This window comes from Comamonas composti DSM 21721, assembly GCF_000429845.1.
Classification (GTDB): domain Bacteria; phylum Pseudomonadota; class Gammaproteobacteria; order Burkholderiales; family Burkholderiaceae_C; genus Comamonas; species Comamonas composti.
In genome coordinates, this window is record NZ_AUCQ01000045.1 from 1 (window position 1) to 19,756 (window position 19,756).

Genomic DNA, 19,756 nt, shown 5'->3' on the forward strand with positions numbered 1-19,756 from the left:
TCATAGATTTCTCCAGATTCGGCCTGCTGTCAGGCCATTTTTACGGGAAGAAATCTCGCTTAGCCAACTGTTCAAAAAACCGGGGCCACTTCTCTTCCCGGACAGCCCCAAGGCTCGCGCACCCGAGCGAGAAAGTTGTCGGCTAGAAAAGAAGCTGCAGGACCAGCTGGAGCTCTATGAAAAACAGGTAAAGAACGGGAAGATGTCCCCTGCCACCTACAACGGCTACGCCAAGGCCATCAACAGCGCCAGGATGAAGACCTGGCACGGAAAACAGCTACGCGAGGTGACGCCTTCGGCGCTGCGCGACTGGATCAGCGCAATGGACTGCACGAGCAAGGCCATACGCAACTTGCTGACTCCATTGCGGAGCGTTTTCGAAGATGCGCTGAATGATGAGTTGATCGAATTCAATCCATTTGACCGTATCGCCCTTGCCAAGCTGATCCGCCAAAACAGCAAGGCCAGCGACTATGTGATCCAGCCCTTTACCCAGGCTGAGCGGGCCATGCTGCTGCAGGCTTGTCGCAGCGACGAATGGCCCACCATCCAGTACTGGCTGAACACCGGCCTGCGCCCAGGAGAGCTCCAGGCCCAGGAGTGGGAGCATATCGACCAGGATAAGCGCATCGCCAAGGTGGTGCAGAACCAGGTCGCCGGCGTGATCAAGACGCCAAAGACTGCGGCCGGCATTCGGGAGGTCGATCTGAGCGACGACGCGCTCGAGGCGCTGCGTGCCCAGCAGCAGATCAGCCAGGCCCGCGGGCCCAGGATCTGGCTGAACCCCAGGACTATGCAGCCATGGGAAACCGACGCCCAGGTGCGAAAAACGCTGTGGCTGCCGCTGATGGAGCGCGCCGGCATTCCCTACCGGAACCCCTATCAGCTACGGCACACCTACGCATCCACCCTACTCACGGCCGGCGCCAACCCCTGGTATGTGGCCCAGCAGCTGGGACACGAAGATGTGGAGATGGTGTTTCGCACCTATGGCAAGTTCATCCGGGAGGACTACCAGAAGCCCCGGGCAGCCGCCAAGGCCTCGGAGTGACCCGTGCGATTCGCCGTGTGAATTTGGTGTGATTTCGGTGTGAATTTCACGGCAACCGAAGGCAATTTGATAGCAAAGAAAAACGCCACACAGTGGGGATTCCATTGTGTGGCGTTGCTTTGAATGGGCTGGCGTCAATTGAATCTACCTCTAAAGATAGCATAAAACCTAGAGTTCTTTCCTTTCTTACAGGCCTATGTTCCCCGGTTTGTTCCCCGGTCTACCGGCCCCTAAACCAGACAAGCCTTTGCGCACAGATTTGCAGAAATACAACGCCTGAACAAGTAACGCTTCTAGTATCGGATTCCAATGATCGTTGACTTACGACAACTCGCTTGGTTGCAGCATCGTATTCACAGGCAAGAAGAAGCCACACGATCACGTCACCCCTTCATGAATTAGCCCCGGGCTCATCTTCTATGCCTTGGAAGCCGGCAACAGCCCAACACAGGTCATGGCATGATGGATGTACCTACAGATGCGACCGGTCGCAAACTGCCTTCTACAATTCCGAGTGCGCCTTTGATCTTCATTTCATGAGCCTTGCGAATCAATTCACAAAACTAGAAGTTCTTGCCCAAGAGCTAGAAAACTCAGCGAATCAACTGTTGGACTTTGCCCTCAAAAATGGCGTCACCCCCGTGGTAGCCATCGAGCCTAACTGGCGAATAGGACTCGTGTGCTTTTCTGCGCTTTCCAACGGGGACGAACTCTCCAGCCCTTTACTGCCTAAAACAAAGATCTACCCAGTCGAAGATGTGGAGTGTATCCAGCCAAGCCACAATGACTACAAAAAATTGCGAGATGATGGAAGTATCCAGATCAAAGTCTTCGATATTATTCATTTAGGGGGAGTCGGCAAAAAAATCTGGGATATACAGACAGCTCGTCAAAGGCAAAAAGCACATGGCTTAGATCAGTGGCAAGCCGAATCGTTTGGCAAACCTCTTGTACCTCCTATTTTATTCCCTTGCTTTACCGTTATCGACAGCCAGGGTGCTCGATGGGATGGCCTGACCATTGAAGATTTTCGACGTCACGCCGGCATTCTTGTTCGACTTGGCAACCTACGTTTGCAACCAGCCGATGAAGCCAAGCTCCGTAATCTGCTGAGTCAACCAGCACCCCAAAAAACACCCGCACAAATCCCAGTCACCGGAGATCACATATCTCCTCAGCTAGGTCAATTGCTTCAAGTTTTCAATGAATTGCAAATCTGGATTGAAGAGAGACGGCAAGAGAATCCTTCCTTGCATTCAGATGAGGTCAAGACGTGGCTTCATACACAGCTTGAGGCTAAAAATTCAACTGACTGGAAAAGTCCGAAACTGCGTGATATCGCAATCAAGCTGATATACCCGCCCCAGGATGGTCAGAGGACCAAAAAGCGCAAGGCCTACAAAGATGGGCTGCCTGTCGTCTTGGATCGGCTTGTCAAACAGCTGCAGGAAGATCGCTCCCACATTAGGCAGTTCAAGACTAGCAGCGATTATGAGAGCTGGCTTGTCAAGCTACAGATCAAGGGATCTCCAGTCGCTGGCAAACTTGGCCAATTGATTACAGAGACTGACGCAAAGTCCATCTCCACCATCATTCGCCTGACGCCGTCTCGGCGAGGCGGCCGCAGGTAAAGCCAGGTAGGCTCCCTCCCAGAACGTCTTCTCCTCAATGGCTTAGTTCAAGTCATTGATAGGCGCGCTCTAGCCGCATCGACACTCCCCCAACTGACAGCCAGATTGCTTGTTTGGCGCAGCTCCTCTTATGCCAAAAACCGCGTTTTGGGGATCGGTTGTAGCCGCTTTTGCGTGGCGACATAGCCAAAGTAGCCAGTAGCCCAGGGGGTCGCCACACAAAACTTCCTAGTCTTTGCTTGTTCGCGCCCTTCCTCAAGCCCAGCAAAAAGTCATTTAGGGTCAATGACTTATCGAAGATGCTCTCCTCAGCCACATGGCCAACAAGCAAAAAGCGCAATCGACTGACATTTGGAGCCCCAGCAGCATGAAGTCCTTCTTTAACCAAAAGGACTTAAATGCCAAATCCAAATCGCCCCGAATTTGCGCCCAATGCGGCGTGCCGCTTGAAGGACGTCATCCGCATCACGGGTCTGAGCCGCTCCACGATCTACGGTCGTCTCAACAAGACGAGCTCGCAGTACGACCCGACCTTCCCCAAGCCCTTCCCTCTCTACGGCGGCACTCAACTCCGTGGTGCCAAGGGCTGGCGTCTGCATGACATCGACGCCTGGCTGAATGCCCGGTCGGCAAAGCAGTAAGGAGTTGGCGATGTTCAATAACTCGCCTTCCGTCACGGACAACTACCCCGCGCACCACTTGCCACCACTGATTTTGGACGCGGTGAACGATGTGCGCCGCCTGACCCAAGCCTCTACTCCCTTGATCGCAGCCTCTGCGCTTTGCGCCCTGGCAACAGCATGCCAGGGCTTAGCTGATGTGAAACGCCCTAGCCTTCCCGGGGTCACGCCAATCTCCCTGTACTTTCTCACTCTCGCCGACTCGGGAGAGCGCAAGACTGCTGCCGATGGATTCTTTTTCGAGCCCATCCGGCGCTTGGAAAAAACCATGCGACAGCAGTACACCGAGGGTTCGGCCAATTTCGAATTGGATGAAAAAATCCGGCTCGCAAAAGTCCGAGGCTTGACACAGCGGCTGGAAAAAAATGCTAAGGCTGGCCGTGACAACACAGCCACGGAAGAAGAGTTGAGCCAGCTCACGCGAGCTGCTCCCCTGCTCCCCGCCCGTATGCGCTTCATGCTGTCCGACATCACCCAGGCGGCACTGTACTCGGAACTGAGCGTCAACCCCTGCACGGCAGTTCTCCATTCGAACGAAGCAGCTGATTTGATCAAAGGCCGCACCATGAGCAACCTTCCCGTGTTCAACCGAGCCTGGGACGGCCAAACACTCGAGATGGACCGCAAGGATCCGGCCGACAGCCAATGGGTCGAAGGCGCGCGCTTGAGCACAGGCCTTGCTGTGCAGCCCCATGCTTTGAAGTTCCTTTGCGGCAAGGACCGTAACTACGCACGCGAGGTCGGCTATCTTGCTCGTACCCTCGTCGCCTTCCCCAAATCCACGGCGGGCCAGCGGTTTGTCGACGGGAGTGACAACAGCGATTCGTTGCCATCAGGCATTTTGACTTTCCAATCCCAAGTTCATCAGCTTCTGCTGAAAGCCGTTGAGCGCCATCGCAATGGCGAGGCCCGGCGTGTTCTGACTTTTGAGCCGCAGGCAAAGCACCGTTGGGTGACTTTCCTCAATCAAATCGAGAAGCTCCTTGATCCGCAATTCGGTCGCCTGTCACCCATCAAGGACTTTGCCTCCAAAGCAGCGGAGCACGCAGCGCGCATGGCCGCCATTTTCGAAATGGCACAAGGCGATGCACAAACCATTTCAGAAGACTCCGTACAGCGAGCCATTGCCATCATCGTATGGTATCTGGATGAGTTTGATCGCCTGTTTGCGAAGTCCCCCGAGGAAAAAAACATCGAAAAGCATGCCGAGAAGATTCTGGTATGGATGCGTAGCAAGAGCCCTCTCACCGGATTCGGTACCCCGAGAACCTTCACCCGTCGTGAAATCCAACAATTCAGCCCTCGCCCCCGTGACCCCGAATCTGTCTGCTTGGTATTGCGGTACCTTTTGACTCATGGACATATCCAGTTAGTTTTTGGCAGCGATAAAGTATTTCAATTGAGCAACACCAACAATACCTTGTCTAACTTGGAAAGCGTAAATTTCTCCAATGAATTTACCAAGAGCCGTGGCCTCGTTAGCTCTGACACTACTGATTTCCTCAAACGCTCTCCCATTTAGCGATTTAACTTATTCAAGCAATTTATACAACCAACACAACCAAACCAACAGAAAACTGGTCATTTATCACTCTATTTAATACAAAAAAAACAGGGAGTGTATATTATTGATATTAATATATTTAAAAGGTATATTAATCAACAACCAGCATAGGCACACTTCAATATACACCCCTTAGAGTGATAAAGCACTGTTTAACAAGCCAACAACTACATACCCACCAATCATCGCGAACAATACAAAGCCGCACACTATTCAGAATGATCCAAATGCAAGACTCGCAGACTCATCTTTCAGCACTCACTCAGGTGAGAACTTGCATGAAAGGGATTCATCATGAAATGAAGAGCACGAAGTGGAAAAAGGCTCTCACCAAAAAGAGCCTTCAAAAGCAACTTGCTCAAGTGTGTGGATTGATGTCGCCTTATGCTTACGCGCCAGTCCTGCGCAAGCTGATCGAGAGCAAGGACCCTTGGCTTTGGTTGGCTGGCCATTGTTTTGTTGGTATTGACCCTTCCAACCATGAAGGGCAATTCAATGCGTTGTTTAGTGATGATCAACACCCAGACAACTACATCGATCAGGCTCAATTCCTTGAGAGCCTGGATCAATTAGTGAAATCATCTGCTTTTCAGAAGATCTATAAAAACCATGTTCGCCAGGAACAACAACTGGCGCATTCTCTACTCGATTACATCAAAGACCTGAACAAGATTTACTCCAAGCTGATGGTTATTCGACTCGACCTCTCCTACGGAGAGATTTATACCGATGACTGGGAGCCAGAACTCAGAGCATTGAATGATTGGGATTTATTTCATGCTTATACCGCCAATAGCTTCAAGGATAGCTTTATTGGCTATGCAGCCAAGTTTGAGTATGGAGCTGACAAAGGCATCCATATTCACACGCTTCTGTTCTTTGATGGCTCTGCCGTTCGCCAAGATGTGACGATAGCCAAGCATTTGGGTGAACACTGGAAGAACACCATCACCCAGGGTGCTGGAATCTACTTCAATGCGAACACGCTGGAGTACAAAGCGCGTATGAAGCACTGTGCGGTGGGTGTTTTCAAGAGGAATGATGCAGATTTCCTAGTAGGTGCCAAGGAGATCGCCAAGTATTTCGCGAAGAAGGACCCCATCGTGCGGCTAGCGGTGCCTAGATTGACGCAGACATTGCGCAGATCGTCGCTCACACTCCAGCAGAAGGCAATGCTGGAGAAGCGGCTTGCCAGTAAGGTGTGGAGCACTCAAGGTGCGAGATGCATGACGTCGTTTGGGTAGGCAATATTCAACAAAAGAATCATCATAAATAGTCCTTTGCTACCGTTAGAGCTTCGCCTGTCTTTGACTGTTATGCAGCAGCTAAGGCAAGTGTTCATCAACACATAAACTCCCGCTGAGTGGCACTTCAGCGGTCGTTGGATTTTTCACATGAACAACTAGGCCTTTTTCAGTGAAACTCAGGCGCCAACGCTCTACTGCCTGTAGAATTTGTAACCATCACGAAACACCAAATGGCTATATCGGCCAGGAGAGAGGGAAAGTGCTTGGCCCGAAACAGCGCCTTACGTTGGAGCATGACATCGCGCTGAACATTGAGTTGAAGGAGTCCGCGGGCCGGTCGGACGGAGAAGGCGTGCCTTGGTGAGCGAGGCGAACATCGCCGGCGCCCGGCCCCTGAGCCAGTTCCTGCGGCTGGCCGTGATGGCCGGTGTAGAGAGCGCCGTTCAAATCCATATCGAGCGAGGCGACAACCTCAATGCCCGCGACGCCAGCGGCATGACGCCTCTCATGCTTTCCGCTGCGCGAAACAAGCCGGCAATCTGCAAGTTGCTGCTTGAAGCCGGCGCCGACCACGCCTTGCTCGACCCCTCTGGCAAGACTGCCCATGAAATCGCCATCGCTGCCGGGTCAGAAGCTACTGCGGCGATCCTCGAAGCCAGCTGTTCACCGATCCACTCCTTCCCGGCGTCCACGATCTCGACTGGCCCAGAGCTCGATCCTCCAGTCGGACCCACCCCACTCTCAGGCCCCATTTCCATTGGGTCCGTACCAGCCGAGTCCGAAGAAGCTGCGGAGCCTCAAGAACTCGAAATCCAGGCCAACCCATCCGCCTCAGAGCTGGCCCTGCCCACCTCGATCGTCGTAAACGGAATCGACGATGAAGAGTTCGACCTCTCCGGTTGGGAGGCCGAGGAGCCGCCGGCACGGCCGGAGGCTGATCTGATGATCCTGGATTTGGCCAGCGCAGTCCAGACAGAGATAACAGCCCATGAGCCGATCGATTCCTCAGCAGGATGGGATGACATCGACGCCTACCTGCCCGAAGTGGCCCTGCCGCTGGCCCATGCTGACGATGCCGAAGGCCGCGCGCATCTCAGGCGCCTGCTCCTGCGAGCAATCCGGGAAGGCAGCGTGCCCAGCCTGGATGTCCAAGCACAGTCCTCCAACGAAGACCGTTCGATCAACCCGGAGGCCGAGGCCTACTTGGCAATGGTCATCAACGACCTCGGTGCCGAGGTCGACGAGCGCGTTGAGTATTCCGATGCTGACGAAAACTTCGAAGTATTCATCGATCCAGAAGAAACGCCCGACGAAGAGGCTATCCTTGATGATGCCTTGGTCGCGATCGACCGCGCCGCGTCACCCCGCCACGAGCCACTGCGAATCTATCAGCGCGAATTTCAGCGTCTGCAGCTGCTCACGGCAGAGAAGGAAATTCAGCTCGCCAAAGACATGGAAGCGGCCCTCGACAAGGCACTTGATGCGCTGACCGGATGGCCGGATGGCATCGCGCGGACGCTGGCCGCTGGCGCGGAAGCCGTCGCTGGGTTCAGGCAACTCTCTTCGATCTGGGCCGGCGTGCCCGAGCCAGACCCTGAGCCCGCTTTAGCCGAAAGCCAGGAAGCAGGCACTCCCACCGCCGAAAAACCGGAAAGCACCGTCGACGAAGAAAACCTGCAGGAAGAAGAATCAACGGTAAACGCCGGTAAAGCAAACTTCGCCCACCTGCTCCAGCAACTGGCTGCTCTGGTTGGGGCGAATGCAGCGCCCAGGGCTTCGCCTCGAGAAATTCGCGAGGCGCTTGCAGCCCTGCGCCTCAATCGCCGCTTTCTGCTGGAGCTAATCGATGCCGCGCAGCCCTGCCCCGGGTTCCGGCATGCCATGGCCGACTTCCGCAAAGCCCGCGACTGCATGGCTGCTGCAAATCTGAAGCTCTCCTTCCTCCACGCAAAAAAATACCTGAACAGCGGCGAGTTGCTCGACGACTTGGCGCAGGAGGGGAACATCGGGCTGCTCAAAGCCGTCGACCGATACGACTGGCGCCGCGGCTTTCGCTTCTCGACCTACGCCACTTGGTGGATTCGACAGCAGATCGGTCGCTACGTTGCTGACAAAGTCAGGGTCATCCGCGTCCCGGTCCACATACACGAAAAGCTCAAGCGTGCGGAGCGCATGGCCCAGGACTTCGAAACGGCCACCGGCCGCGAGCCGACCCTCGACGAGCTGGCAGAGCGCGTGGGGATGCCGCGCCACAAACTCGCCGCGTTACTGAGCATCGCACCCGAACCATCCTCCATCGATGACACGACCGTCGACAGCATGATCGCCTTCGATGCACGCGACGACTATACGTCGCCCGATCCCGCGGACGTACTCGACGGGATTCAACTGAATCACGCGGTGAATCGCTTCATCTCGTCACTGTCGACCAGGGACCGCAAGGAAGAACACATCCTGCGGATGCGCTTCGGCATCGGCATCAACGAGGCGCTGACGCTCGACGAGATCGGCACGCGCTTCGAGGTCACACGCGAGCGGATCCGGCAGATCGAAGCCAAGGCGCTCAAAAAGCTCCGGCATCCGAAGCGGGCGCAGCCCTTCGCCCGCATGGCGCTGGGCTTGCATCCCGAAGAGCCGCCCCTCGCTCCAATCGCAGATGAGCACGAGGACGACGACGAGCCCGAAGCCACAGAAGCAGCGCCCCTGGACCAAGTGCTCGCGCAAGCTACCGAACTCGGCATCCAGGTTGAAGACGGACGCGAGACCCCCTCGGGCCTTATCTGGGTAAGCCTAGTGGACCCCTCCGACAACCCGCATCGAAGGCTCGCGCGCAAGCTGATCGAGTTCGGCTTCGAACATTCGCCAGGGAAAGGCTATTGGAAATGACCGCGAAAGCCCGCAAGGCTCCGCCACGCGCGATGGCAATGCTCGAATCCCTGCGGGGGTTGGGTTACTCGACTGCGGCAGCATTGGCCGACATCGTCGACAACAGCATCTCCGCTGGCGCGAGCGAGGTCCGAATCGATTTCCAGTGGGACGGCCCCGACAGCCGCGTGCTGATCCTGGACGACGGGCGAGGCATGAGCGACCCGGAACTCGAAGGAGCAATGCGGCTCGGCGACAAGAATCCTCTTGCGACCCGCGAGGCCCACGACCTGGGGCGCTTCGGCATGGGGTTGAAGACCGCCTCTCTTTCCCAATGCCGTCGGCTGACCGTTGCCAGTGTCAGAGACGGCGAGCGAAGCTGCCTACGCTGGGATCTGGATGAGCTGGCGGCCGACCCGCAAAGCGACTGGCTACTCTTCGAAGGTCCGGCCGACGGCTCCGAGCGGCATCTGAACAGTCTCGACGACAAAGCGTCCGGGACACTGGTACTCTGGGAGAAGCTCGACCGCATCGTCACCGCTGGTTACACGGTCGACGACTTTCTGACGATGACGGCTGTCGTGGAAACGCACTTGGCCATGATTTTCCATCGTCTGCTGCAAGGCCCGCGCGCGCGCATCAAGCTGCTGATCAACAATCGCTCCGTAGAGGCCTGGGATCCGTTCATGTCGGGGCACCCCTCCAAGCCGTGGACCTCGCCACTTGCACCGATGCGGACCGAAAGCGGGCCGGTAGTGGCACAGTGCCATGTATTGCCTCACCAGGACAAGCTCACAAAGGACGAATTCAAACAGAACGAAGGACCTGCCGGTTGGACCGCGCAGCAAGGGTTCTATGTCTACCGGAACGATCGACTGCTCATGGCTGGCAGCTGGCTGGGCCTGGGCAACTCCAAGGCATGGAATCGCGAAGAGGCGCACCGGCTGGCTCGCATTCAGCTCGACATACCCAACACAGCCGACGCTGATTGGAAGATCGACATTCGCAAATCGATCGCCCGACCGCCGGTGGCACTGCGCCCCTGGTTGACGCGTCTGGCAGAGGACACGCGCGAGCGCGCCCGACGGGTCTTCGCCTACCGGGGGACCCCGATGCCCGCCCAGCGCAACACGCCGATCGAGCAGGCTTGGCGGGTCGACCATGTGAAAGATGGCATCCGCTATCGGATCGAGCCAACCCATCCGGCCGTCGCGGCCGTGCTGGATAGCGCGGGAGATCTCGCGCCGCTGATCAAGGCGATGCTGCGCGTAATCGAGGAGTCAGTGCCGGTTCAGCGCATCTGGCTCGACACCGCGGAGAACAAGGGCACGCCCAGGACCGGATTCTCGGGCGAGCCTCCGGACGCCGTCGCACCGGTGCTGCGCACCCTCTTCGTCGACATGATCAGCCGCCGCGGCATGTCCGTTGATGCGGCCAAGCGCGCGCTGCTGTCCACCGAGCCATTCCAGAACTATCCGGCGCTGATCGCAGGACTTAACGGCCCAGAAGCAGCATAGACAAGAACACAAAAGGGGAATCAATGCCAGAGTTCAGCACTTTGACCGCGACAGCGCTCAGCATCGCGCAGAGCTTGCTCATCGCGGAGAAGGACAAGGGGCCCATCACAGCGGCCGCGATAACCGAGAAAATGGCGATCGCCACTTCGGTGGTCGCTCCCGGAAACGAAGACTCCGTCGACAAGGCCGGCGCCGTCGCCGAGCTGATCCGCCGATTCAGCCTCTGGATCGGACAGGACACGGCCCTCTCCGACACGGCAGGGCACGAAGCTTGGCTCAATACGGCACGCAAGAAGGACTGGCGGTATTGGCCCCGGTACCGAGACATGCTGGAACGCAAGATGTCGTCGACGGCCGTCGACGCAGTGGACAGGTCGACGGACCGCATCCTGGGTCTCATGGAAGACCCCGGACGCCCCGGAACCTGGGACCGGCGCGGATTGGTCGTGGGGCACGTCCAGTCCGGCAAGACCGCCAACTATTCGGGCCTGATCTGCAAGGCGGCCGATTCCGGCTACAAGATCATCATCATCCTGGCGGGCCTGCACAACAACCTGCGTTCGCAAACGCAGATCCGCCTCGAAGAGGGCTTCCTCGGCTATGAGACCTCGGCCACAGGCGACATCGTCAAGCTGATCGGCGTCGGCGAGCACGGCCGCGACTTCGAGATCAAGCCCAACTGCGCGACCAATCGCACCGACACGGGCGACTTCAACACCAGAATCGCCAAGCACCTGGCCATCACGCCAGAGCAGCGTCCTTGGCTCTTTGTCGTCAAGAAGCACAAGGTCGTGCTGGAGCGCTTGCTCAAATGGATCCGTGGCCATGTGGCCGATGCGACCGACGAGCACGGCAAGCGCTTCGTGTCGAACCTCCCGCTGCTGCTGATCGACGACGAGGCCGACCACGCCTCGGTCGATACTGGCGAGCAGCACATCGGCGCCGATGGCAAGCCGGACGACGACCATGAGCCCAAGGCGATCAACAGCAGGATCCGCAAGATCCTGAACATCTTCGCCAAGAAGGCCTACGTCGGCTATACCGCGACACCGTTCGCCAACATTTTCATCCACCGCCAGAACGAAACATCCGAGGAAGGCCCCGACCTCTTCCCCCAGTCGTTCATCGTCAACTTGGCCGCGCCCTCGAACTACGTCGGCCCGGCGCGAGTCTTCGGCATTCAGACCCCGGACGGCCGAAGCGGCCTGCCGCTGAACCGCGTGATCCAGGATCATGCCAGCGAAGACGGCCGCAATGGCTGGATGCCGCCGAAGCACCAGAAGGACCACGCTCCAACCTACATGGGGCAAGACGCGTTGCCCCCCTCGCTACGCGAGGCCGTCCACTCCTTCGTCTTGGCCTGCGCGGCCCGGGAGGCCCGCGGCCAGGGAGACAAGCACGCCTCGATGCTCATCCACGTCACCCGCTTCACGCTCGTCCAAAAGGAAGTGCATCGCCAAGTCGAGGACTTCATCCAAAAGATGAAGCTGCGGATCACCCGCGAGATCGACCACGAGGCGCTGCTCGATGAGCTGCGCACTCTCTGGGAGTCCGATTTCATCCCCACCACCGAGGTGATCGCCTCGATGCTCACTGAATCGGAAGAGCCTCCGTCCACCCTCCCCTGGGCCGAAGTCCTCGCCAAGCTACCCGATGTTCTCTCTGACATCGACGTACGCATGGTGAACGGTAAGGCCAAGGACGCTCTCGACTATACCGAGGACGGGCCGCCACTCAAAGTTATCGCTATCGGCGGCGACAAGCTCGCGCGGGGCCTGACACTCGAAGGCCTATGTACCAGCTACTTCGTGCGCACCACGAAGATGTATGACACGCTGATGCAAATGGGCCGTTGGTTCGGCTACCGGCCAGGATACATCGACCTCTGCCGCCTCTACACGACCGAGGAGCTCGTCGAATGGTTCGGCCACATCGCAGACGCCTCCGAAGAGCTTCGCGGAGAATTCGACGCAATGGCCGAAAGCGGCGCCACGCCGCGCGATTACGGTCTTCGGGTCCAATCCCATCCGGTGCTTCTTGTGACTTCTCCCTTGAAGATGCGCACTGCCAAGAATCTGCAGCTCTCGTTCAGTGGCGACCTGCTCGAAACCGTGTCGCTGCACAACGACGGCAAGATACTCGATCAAAACCTTGCCACGTCCAACAAGCTCATTGCTTCATGTGGGGCGCCGGACGAGATCAACCCCGAGCGCATGCGTGGCACGAAAAAGCAGCAATGGGAAGGCTACCTCTGGAACGAAGTTCCGGCCGACCATATCGCCGATTTTTTTGAGGCATTCATCACCCATCCGAAGGCTCGCAAGGTCAACAGCGCTCTGCTTCGTGATTTCGTCCGCTCCATGGCGGCGACCGGCGAGCTGACCTCGTGGACCGTTGCTCTGCTAGGCGGAGGAACTGGCGACAAACACAACTTCGCTGGTGGGCTGACCATCGACAAGATGACCAAGCGCAGCGCTGACAAAGACATTGCGGATCGATACGCGATCGGGCGCCTGCTCTCACCTCGAGACGAGGCAATCGACTTGGACAACGCAGCGTGGAGCGCGGCGCTGGCTCGGACCAAGAAGATGTTCAACCCCGACGCAGGCCGGCAGAAGGACGGCGTCAAGCCCAGCGAGCCCGACACTCCCAATGGACCGTCGATCCGCCACATCCGCGGCTGGGGCTCAGAGGCCGCTGGCATCGCTCCGGCGCCGCAGCGTGGCCTCCTGCTGCTTTATCCTCTGGATCCCCAGCAAGCGGGCAGCGACGCGATCGCAGCACGGAAGGATCCCGTCATGGCGTTCGGTGTGAGCTTCCCATCAAGCGACTCCGGCGTGAAGGTCGAGTATGCCGTGGATCACCTGCTTTGGACACAAGAATATGGCCCTGCTGATTGACAACATCGAGCTCGCCTGGCGATCGCTGAGCGACAGCAACGATGCCTCGGGATGGCGCAGCATTTCCATCGCCACGATCGGCAACGGCTCGTGCGCCCTTCGAGCAGGACTGAGCTTCCCGGAGAAGAATGAGGCACTCCTCTTCAGCTTCCCGGCTTCCTCCATCCCTGTGGCGGAGAAGCTTCCCGAAGGCCAGGGTTTCACCGTTTCACGCGTAGACCAAGGCGGCGATGATCTAACGTGGCTCGCCTTGACCCGAAGCTCGCATGGCAGCGTGGAGCTGTTCGCGGCGATGGTGGCCGATGTGGTCCATGCAATCGACGTCGAATCGAACGCCGACGACAACCGGCTGCTCAGGGTCTTCCTTGGTCGCATCCGCGCCTGGCAGGAGTTCATGCGCAAGGGCGCGCAGCCTCTGAGCCCCGAATCCGAAATCGGCTTGGTGGGCGAGCTCACGCTGCTGCGGACAATCATCGACTCGGGCGTGCCGCTGGCTACCGCCATCGAATCCTGGGTTGGGCCGCTGGACGGCCCGCGGGACTTCGAGCTCGGCACCGGCTCCCTGGAGGTCAAGACTACGCTTTCTGCCGCAGGCTTCCTCGCCAAGATAGGCTCGCTTGACCAGCTAGACGACTCTGTGCGCCAGCCACTCTTTATGGTCGGCGCGAAGCTTCGCCAAACCGATGCAGGCATGAGTCTGCCGGAGCTTGTGGCTGAGATGCGCGATATCGCCACGGACGAGTCCGAGGCCGTGCGCCTGCTGAGCGAGCGGCTGATCGCCGCCGGCTATTTCGATGCCCACGCGGAGCACTACATCCGCCGCTTCACATTGGTCGACACTCGCGTCGTCGAGGTAAACGAAGGATTCCCTCGTCTCACCCCAGGCAGCGTGCCGCTGGGTATAACGAAAGCCATATACGAGATAGATCTGGACAAGGTCGCTGGACCGAGAATCCCGGCCGCCGATGCATTGAAAAAATTGGGAGCAATATGAGTTCAAGCCTGCCGGAATTCCTGCGCGAAACACAGTCCGCCGTCAAGTCTCAGATGCGTGAAGGTGCGCTCTACGAAGAGCTCGTTTTCGCTGGCATCGTGATGGAGCACATGTCGGAGATCGGCATGACCTTCGACCCTGTGGAATGCCACTTCGAAGGTACCGTGGGCAATGCCATCTTGCGGCTGAGCGGCTATTCCCTCTCCGACGAAGGCGACCAGCTCGACTTGTTCGTGAGCCTCTATGCCGGCGTCGAAGAAATCACGTCCATCACCGACTCCGAGACGAAGATGGCTGCCGAGCGCTGCCTGCGCTTTTTGACGCTGTGCGCCGAAGGCAAGATGGCGCAGAAGCTCGACCCATCCAGTGACGTGCGCTCGCTGGCCGAGACCCTGCAGGCCATCTACAACGACCTCGAGCAGGTCCGCCTCTACGTCATCACCGACAGGGTCGCCAAATCAAAGAGCTTCACGACGCGCGAAATTGGCGGCAAGGCCGTACGACTCGAAGTGATGGACATCGAACGCTTGTATCGACACACGTCCGAGGGCAAGTCGCGCGACGAGCTGGTGGTCGACTTTAAAGAGGTGTCGGGCTCTCCTCTTCCCTGCGTCTACGTTCCGGGCGAAAACGACGACTACGACTACGCCATGACGGCGGTCCCCGGCGAAGCACTGCGGCTGCTCTACGAGAAGTTCGGCGCACGCCTCTTGGAAGCCAACGTCCGATCCTTTCTCAGCGTCAAAGGCAAGGGCGTCAACGCCGGCATCCAGTCCACGCTCCGCGCGGCGCCCGAGCGCTTCATGGCCTACAACAATGGCATCGTGATCGTGGCCGATGAAATGTTGCTAGGCAAAACCTCCCAGGGCGAGCAAGGCATCGCCTGGCTCAAAGGCTTGCAGATCGTGAACGGCGGTCAGACCACCGCATCGCTCTATTTCACCAAGAAGAAGTACCCCGAAACGGACCTCAGCCGGGTTCGCGTTCCCGCGAAGATCATCGTCATGAAGGCGCAGGACTCAACCAAGGAGGAAGCACTGGTGTCGGACATCTCGCGCTTCGCCAACAGCCAGAACGCTGTCCGCCAATCGGACCTTTCGGCAAACAAGCCTTTCCACGTCGAGATCGAGAAGCTCTCTCGCTCCATCTACTGCCCGGACGGTGTCGGCCAATGGTTCTACGAGCGTGCCGCCGGCAGCTACAACACGCTGCTCTCGCGCGAGGGCACGACAACCGCCAAGCTCAATGCGTTGAAAGCCGCGATTCCCACCGCGCGCCGCATCACCAAGACCGACTTGGCTAAATACCTCAACGCCTGGGACTGCAAGCCGGATATCGTCAGCATGGGCTCGCAGAAGAACTTCGACCGCTTCATGGCCGCGCTCGCTCCCTCCGAGGGACAGGAGGCTCCGCTGCCTGGCGTGGCAGACTTCAAGTCCATGATCGCCAAGGCCAAGCTCTACCGCGACTCCCAAAAGCTGCTGCGACCGATGTTTCAGGCCTTCCAGGCCAACGTGACGACTTACACGATCTCTGTTCTTTCCGAGAAGCTCGGTTCGCGCATTGATCTGAACCGCATCTGGGAAAAGCAGGCTGCCTCACCAGAGCTCATGGAGCAGATCGCTATTTGGGCCCGGGAAGTCAATGAAGCGCTGCACACCACCTCCGGAGGACGCATGGTATCGGAGTGGGCCAAGCGGCCTGAGTGCAAGGACGCCGTGATGGGTGCGAGCTATTCGAAGCCTGCCGATGGTATACCGGAGGTCAAATCCGCCTGAATGGCAGATCGGAGTTTTTGGAGTATGGTGATTCATCATGACAGATGTAGTCAGTCTCGCCAGGCGCAGCCAGATGATGTCAGGGATCAAAGGCAAGAACTCGCAGCCGGAGCTCCTTGTCCGTCGACTGCTGTTTGCTGCGGGCTATCGCTTTCGGCTACACCGGCGCGACCTGCCAGGAACACCCGACATCGTCATGCCCGCTCACAAGGTTGCGGTCTTTGTCCACGGCTGCTTTTGGCATCTGCACCACGGATGCCGGTATGCCAAGATACCTGCTACGCGCCCCGACTTCTGGCAGGCCAAGCTTGAAGCTAACGTTGATCGCGACCGTCGCGCAACCGAAAAGCTCCGAGCATCGGGCTGGCGGGTGCTAGTTGTCTGGGAATGCGCGACACGCGATGTCGAAACTGTTGCCGGCCTGCAAGGTGCAATGGGCGCCTGGATTGAAAGCAGAGAGCCTCTTGGCGAGATCAGGGCCACATCAACACTAAGACATGACCGATTTGTGCGGGTACCGGCGGCCATCGTAGACCTCCATTCCGCTCAGAGCTGACCAGCGGCAGCATGCGACCCTGAGATCGATACGCGAGCTATAGTGTTTGATGCGAATACGCTCACAGGACATTGGGTACTAGTGTCCTGAATTAGAAATTCATTGAATTTATTGTCTGTCGATTGATCAATCGTGTAATGTGGCAACACGACGAGGTGATCATGAGAGGCAGACCCAAGACGCAACTCGTGCTGAGCAATGCAGAGCGCGAGCAACTCACGGCATTGACCCTGCGGCGCAAGACCGCACAGGCGCAGGCACTGCGTGCACGCATCGTGCTGGGTTGTGCCGACGGCATGGAGAACAAGGCGGTTGCCGCTCGCCTGCGCGTGACACCCCAAACGGTTTCCAAGTGGCGCGCCCGCTTCGTTGAACACCGCTTGGACGGTCTGCTTGACGCACCTCGCCCGGGCGCCCCGCGCAGCATCGATGATGCTCGTGTTGATGCGGTGATCGCGCGCACATTGAAGTCGACTCCTGCGAATGCGACCCATTGGAGCACGCGCACCATGGCGCGTGAGATGGATTTGTCGCAAACGGCAGTCGCACGCATCTGGCGCGCCTTCGGCTTGCAGCCGCACCGCCAGGAGACGTTCAAACTGTCCAACGATCCGCTGTTCGTGGAGAAGGTGCGTGACATCGTTGGCTTGTATCTGGACCCGCCGCTCAAGGCCATGGTGCTGTGTGTCGACGAGAAGAGCCAGATCCAGGCGTTGGACCGCACGCAACCCATCCTGCCGCTGGCACCGGGCATTCCTGAGCGGCGTACCCATGACTACATGCGCCACGGCACTACAACCTTGTTCGCAGCACTCGACATTGCCACCGGCGAAGTGATTGGTGAGCTCCACCGGCGCCACCGCAGCAGCGAGTTTCTGCAGTTCCTGCGCACGGTGCAGGCCAACGTGCCGGACGGGCTGGATGTCCATCTCGTGATGGACAACTACGGCACGCACAAGACGTCCATGATCAGGAACTGGTTCGCCCGCCATCCGAGGTTCCATGTGCATTTCACCCCCACTTCGGCTTCCTGGCTCAACCAGGTCGAGCGCTGGTTTGCCACGCTCACGGAGAAGTACATCCGCCGTGGCACCCATCGCTCGACGCGTCAGCTTGAGCAGGCCATCAAGCAGTACCTGGACATCAACAACGCCGACCCTCACCCTTTCAACTGGGTCAAGTCTGCCGACGATATCCTTGCAGGTGTTGAGCGATTTTGTCTGCGAACTTCTAACTCAGGACACTAGTTTTAAATGCAGCAAACAAGCCAAGAGGGGACTAAACACCCTTTTGTACAAGTTTTCCGCATCAATGTAGACCGCAAGAGCCAGATATGGCACGCGGGTTGATGCGTGCGTACATTAATTTTGGCGCCTCTATCAACTGGTCACACATGGAACTGAAAAAAACCCAAGATCTCTTTTCTCTTTCGACTGGTGACATTGTCACCAAGCGGAATCTTTATGACCTTGTGCAGTTCTCGAAAGTTGAGGCATCACCCTACTGGTCTGGTACGGATGGCATTATTGGAAATACGCCACAGCAAGGAGTAAATTGGGTCGGTCAGATACCTGAAGTTCAAGCCGTAATAATCAAAACGCGCCTAGGCTCTTACGACGATGATGGCTGGTCTGACGACGGAAAAACTTCTTACCACTATTCTTTCAAAGCGAAGAACGGTGAAATTTCATATACCGAAAAGGCCAATGAAGTCCTAGTAAAGCAGCCTCAGTATCTCTATCCAATATTCCTGTTCACAGAACACAAAGATGGTAAGCGCCAATTTCTACCCCTAGCGAGGTCTTAGCTCCGGATGCTCCTCGTTCACAAGCAGCAGTCTTCAAACTTAGTCACTCAATCAATCCTTCCTCAAACAGCGCCAAGATGGCATTGATAAAACGAGACGCTGAGTCCTCGCTGAGCACCACCAATCGAGCAACGAAATTACCAAGTCCGCTAGCAATACTAGACAATCAGATGCATGTCAGGCGCTTACCTCATCGCAAACCATATGAATGTTCCATACGGACCCATCGTGAGTTCGTCGGATGTGATTGCATCGTTTCACAATGGTCGCTTAAGTGCAGGAAATGAACTAGCGAATGGAATCCTGGCTCCTTTTTTTAACGAAATTGAGCCTAGTTTGATCTTGCGTTGCGCGCGCGAGTTTAACGCATCTTTGGATATGGTCAACAGCCTGTACGCGCACACATTAAGCTTAGGTTTTATGCCATCGCCCGAATGGGAAAAGGCCGTAGCCCTTCTTCAAGGACAGCTTTAGGCTGGTCACCGCCGTTCAAGACGGGCTCATCGAGCGGCAGCTACAGGCTGTAAAGGGGAGTCGGCCGTTGTGATGTGGTATATCAAAAAGCCGCAGCTCATCTCGGTAGCGCTACACCATTCAAAACGTTCAAAAGCCGCCGAATAGCCTCGCAAGGTTGTCTTGCGCTCAGGCCAAGTCCTGCGGTCGCCCCTCACGTGGATGTAGACGCCCGCTCGGCTACCGATGAGTTGCACGATGGGCTTGCCTTCTGCCCGAGCCAGCTTACCTCGGCCAGCACGCCAAGTGCCTTGTGCATGTAACGCCCAAGACCACATCGCATCGACGGATCTCCCTCAGCGCCGAGGAAGGGGCGTGTCCGAATTTTTGTGTAAACGGGTCGGACTTCAGTTGGCGGAGATACGGTCTCCGAACTGAATGGTAAAGCGGATCAAGGCAGCCTTCCAATCGCGGATGGGCATGCTCCACTTCTGACTGATATTGCGCAATGCCAGATAGAACAGCTTGGTCAGAGCTTCATCGCTGGGGAATGAGCCCCGGTTCTTGCTCAGCTTCCTCAGTCCCATGTTCACCGACTCGATGGCATTGGTCGTGTAGATGACCCTGCGGATCTCTGGCGGGTAATCAAAGAACGGGGTCAGCCGACTCCAGCTTCTGCGCCAGGACTGGCCGATGGGCAGGTAGTCGGCATC

Annotated in this window: 15 protein-coding genes; 14 read left to right on the forward strand and 1 reads right to left on the reverse strand. The window is 57.5% G+C overall.

Going from position 1 to position 19,756, the window contains the following annotated elements; translation table 11 throughout:
- Positions 1-202 precede the first annotated feature (202 nt).
- The 14 genes from G486_RS0116565 (at position 203) to G486_RS24345 (ending at position 19,064) form a co-directional block, all read left to right on the forward strand.
- Positions 203-1,051: a tyrosine-type recombinase/integrase gene (locus G486_RS0116565; protein ID WP_245587353.1), complete on the forward strand. Its 849-nt coding sequence runs from the start codon at positions 203-205 to the stop codon at positions 1,049-1,051.
- 536 nt (positions 1,052-1,587) lie between these two features.
- On the forward strand, positions 1,588-2,682 hold the full coding sequence (locus G486_RS24100) for a hypothetical protein (protein WP_156920070.1): 1,095 nt from the start codon (positions 1,588-1,590) through the stop codon (positions 2,680-2,682).
- Positions 2,683-3,080: 398 nt separating this feature from the next.
- The gene (locus tag G486_RS0116575; protein WP_027016544.1) at positions 3,081-3,323 is read left to right on the forward strand and encodes a helix-turn-helix transcriptional regulator; all 243 of its coding nucleotides are present in this window, start codon (positions 3,081-3,083) and stop codon (positions 3,321-3,323) included.
- Positions 3,324-3,333: 10 nt separating this feature from the next.
- Positions 3,334-4,884, forward strand: a complete 1,551-nt coding sequence (locus G486_RS0116580; protein WP_027016545.1) for a YfjI family protein — start codon at positions 3,334-3,336, stop codon at positions 4,882-4,884.
- Positions 4,885-5,204: 320 nt separating this feature from the next.
- A complete protein-coding gene (locus tag G486_RS23155; protein ID WP_169728608.1) occupies positions 5,205-6,170 on the forward strand; it encodes a YagK/YfjJ domain-containing protein in 966 nt (321 codons plus the stop codon).
- A gap of 363 nt (positions 6,171-6,533) precedes the next feature.
- The gene (locus G486_RS23160; RefSeq protein WP_156920071.1) at positions 6,534-9,059 is read left to right on the forward strand and encodes a sigma-70 family RNA polymerase sigma factor; all 2,526 of its coding nucleotides are present in this window, start codon (positions 6,534-6,536) and stop codon (positions 9,057-9,059) included.
- Positions 9,056-10,555 carry an ATP-binding protein gene (locus G486_RS0116595; protein ID WP_027016548.1) on the forward strand — a complete coding sequence of 500 codons (1,500 nt, stop codon included), beginning with the start codon at positions 9,056-9,058 and terminating at the stop codon, positions 10,553-10,555. The genes G486_RS23160 and G486_RS0116595 overlap by 4 nt, the downstream gene beginning before the upstream one ends.
- Positions 10,556-10,578: 23 nt before the next feature.
- Positions 10,579-13,455 (forward strand): Z1 domain-containing protein, encoded by a 2,877-nt coding sequence (locus tag G486_RS0116600; RefSeq protein ID WP_027016549.1) that lies wholly within the window; start codon positions 10,579-10,581, stop codon positions 13,453-13,455.
- Positions 13,439-14,449 (forward strand): PD-(D/E)XK motif protein, encoded by a 1,011-nt coding sequence (locus G486_RS0116605; RefSeq protein WP_027016553.1) that lies wholly within the window; start codon positions 13,439-13,441, stop codon positions 14,447-14,449. Before G486_RS0116600 ends, G486_RS0116605 begins: the two co-directional genes overlap by 17 nt.
- The gene (locus G486_RS0116610) at positions 14,446-16,227 is read left to right on the forward strand and encodes an AIPR family protein (RefSeq protein ID WP_027016550.1); all 1,782 of its coding nucleotides are present in this window, start codon (positions 14,446-14,448) and stop codon (positions 16,225-16,227) included. The genes G486_RS0116605 and G486_RS0116610 overlap by 4 nt, the downstream gene beginning before the upstream one ends.
- Positions 16,228-16,264: 37 nt before the next feature.
- The gene (locus G486_RS22630) at positions 16,265-16,783 is read left to right on the forward strand and encodes a very short patch repair endonuclease (protein ID WP_051303635.1); all 519 of its coding nucleotides are present in this window, start codon (positions 16,265-16,267) and stop codon (positions 16,781-16,783) included.
- Between the two features lie 161 nt (positions 16,784-16,944).
- Entirely contained in the window at positions 16,945-18,030 is a 1,086-nt protein-coding gene (locus G486_RS0116620) for an IS630 family transposase (RefSeq protein ID WP_027016551.1), read from the forward strand.
- A 146-nt stretch (positions 18,031-18,176) separates the two neighbouring features.
- A complete protein-coding gene (locus G486_RS24105) occupies positions 18,177-18,590 on the forward strand; it encodes a hypothetical protein (RefSeq protein WP_169728609.1) in 414 nt (137 codons plus the stop codon).
- Between the two features lie 228 nt (positions 18,591-18,818).
- Positions 18,819-19,064 (forward strand): hypothetical protein, encoded by a 246-nt coding sequence (locus G486_RS24345; protein ID WP_211233803.1) that lies wholly within the window; start codon positions 18,819-18,821, stop codon positions 19,062-19,064.
- 386 nt (positions 19,065-19,450) lie between these two features.
- Here G486_RS24345 and G486_RS0116625 read toward each other — a convergent pair.
- Positions 19,451-19,756, reverse strand: a 306-nt coding sequence (locus G486_RS0116625; protein ID WP_027016552.1) for a transposase, incomplete at its 5' end; no start/stop codon positions are given.

Coding starts and splice junctions, on each gene's coding strand:
- G486_RS0116580 (WP_027016545.1), top strand. CDS start 3,334: ATGTTCAATAACTCGCCTTCCGTCACGGACAACTACCCCGCGCACCAC.
- G486_RS0116575 (WP_027016544.1), top strand. CDS start 3,081: ATGCCAAATCCAAATCGCCCCGAATTTGCGCCCAATGCGGCGTGCCGC.
- G486_RS0116565 (WP_245587353.1), top strand. CDS start 203: ATGTCCCCTGCCACCTACAACGGCTACGCCAAGGCCATCAACAGCGCC.
- G486_RS0116605 (WP_027016553.1), top strand. CDS start 13,439: ATGGCCCTGCTGATTGACAACATCGAGCTCGCCTGGCGATCGCTGAGC.
- G486_RS22630 (WP_051303635.1), top strand. CDS start 16,265: ATGACAGATGTAGTCAGTCTCGCCAGGCGCAGCCAGATGATGTCAGGG.
- G486_RS0116620 (WP_027016551.1), top strand. CDS start 16,945: ATGAGAGGCAGACCCAAGACGCAACTCGTGCTGAGCAATGCAGAGCGC.
- G486_RS0116600 (WP_027016549.1), top strand. CDS start 10,579: ATGCCAGAGTTCAGCACTTTGACCGCGACAGCGCTCAGCATCGCGCAG.
- G486_RS0116610 (WP_027016550.1), top strand. CDS start 14,446: ATGAGTTCAAGCCTGCCGGAATTCCTGCGCGAAACACAGTCCGCCGTC.
- G486_RS0116595 (WP_027016548.1), top strand. CDS start 9,056: ATGACCGCGAAAGCCCGCAAGGCTCCGCCACGCGCGATGGCAATGCTC.
- G486_RS24100 (WP_156920070.1), top strand. CDS start 1,588: ATGAGCCTTGCGAATCAATTCACAAAACTAGAAGTTCTTGCCCAAGAG.
- G486_RS24105 (WP_169728609.1), top strand. CDS start 18,177: ATGGAACTGAAAAAAACCCAAGATCTCTTTTCTCTTTCGACTGGTGAC.
- G486_RS23155 (WP_169728608.1), top strand. CDS start 5,205: ATGAAAGGGATTCATCATGAAATGAAGAGCACGAAGTGGAAAAAGGCT.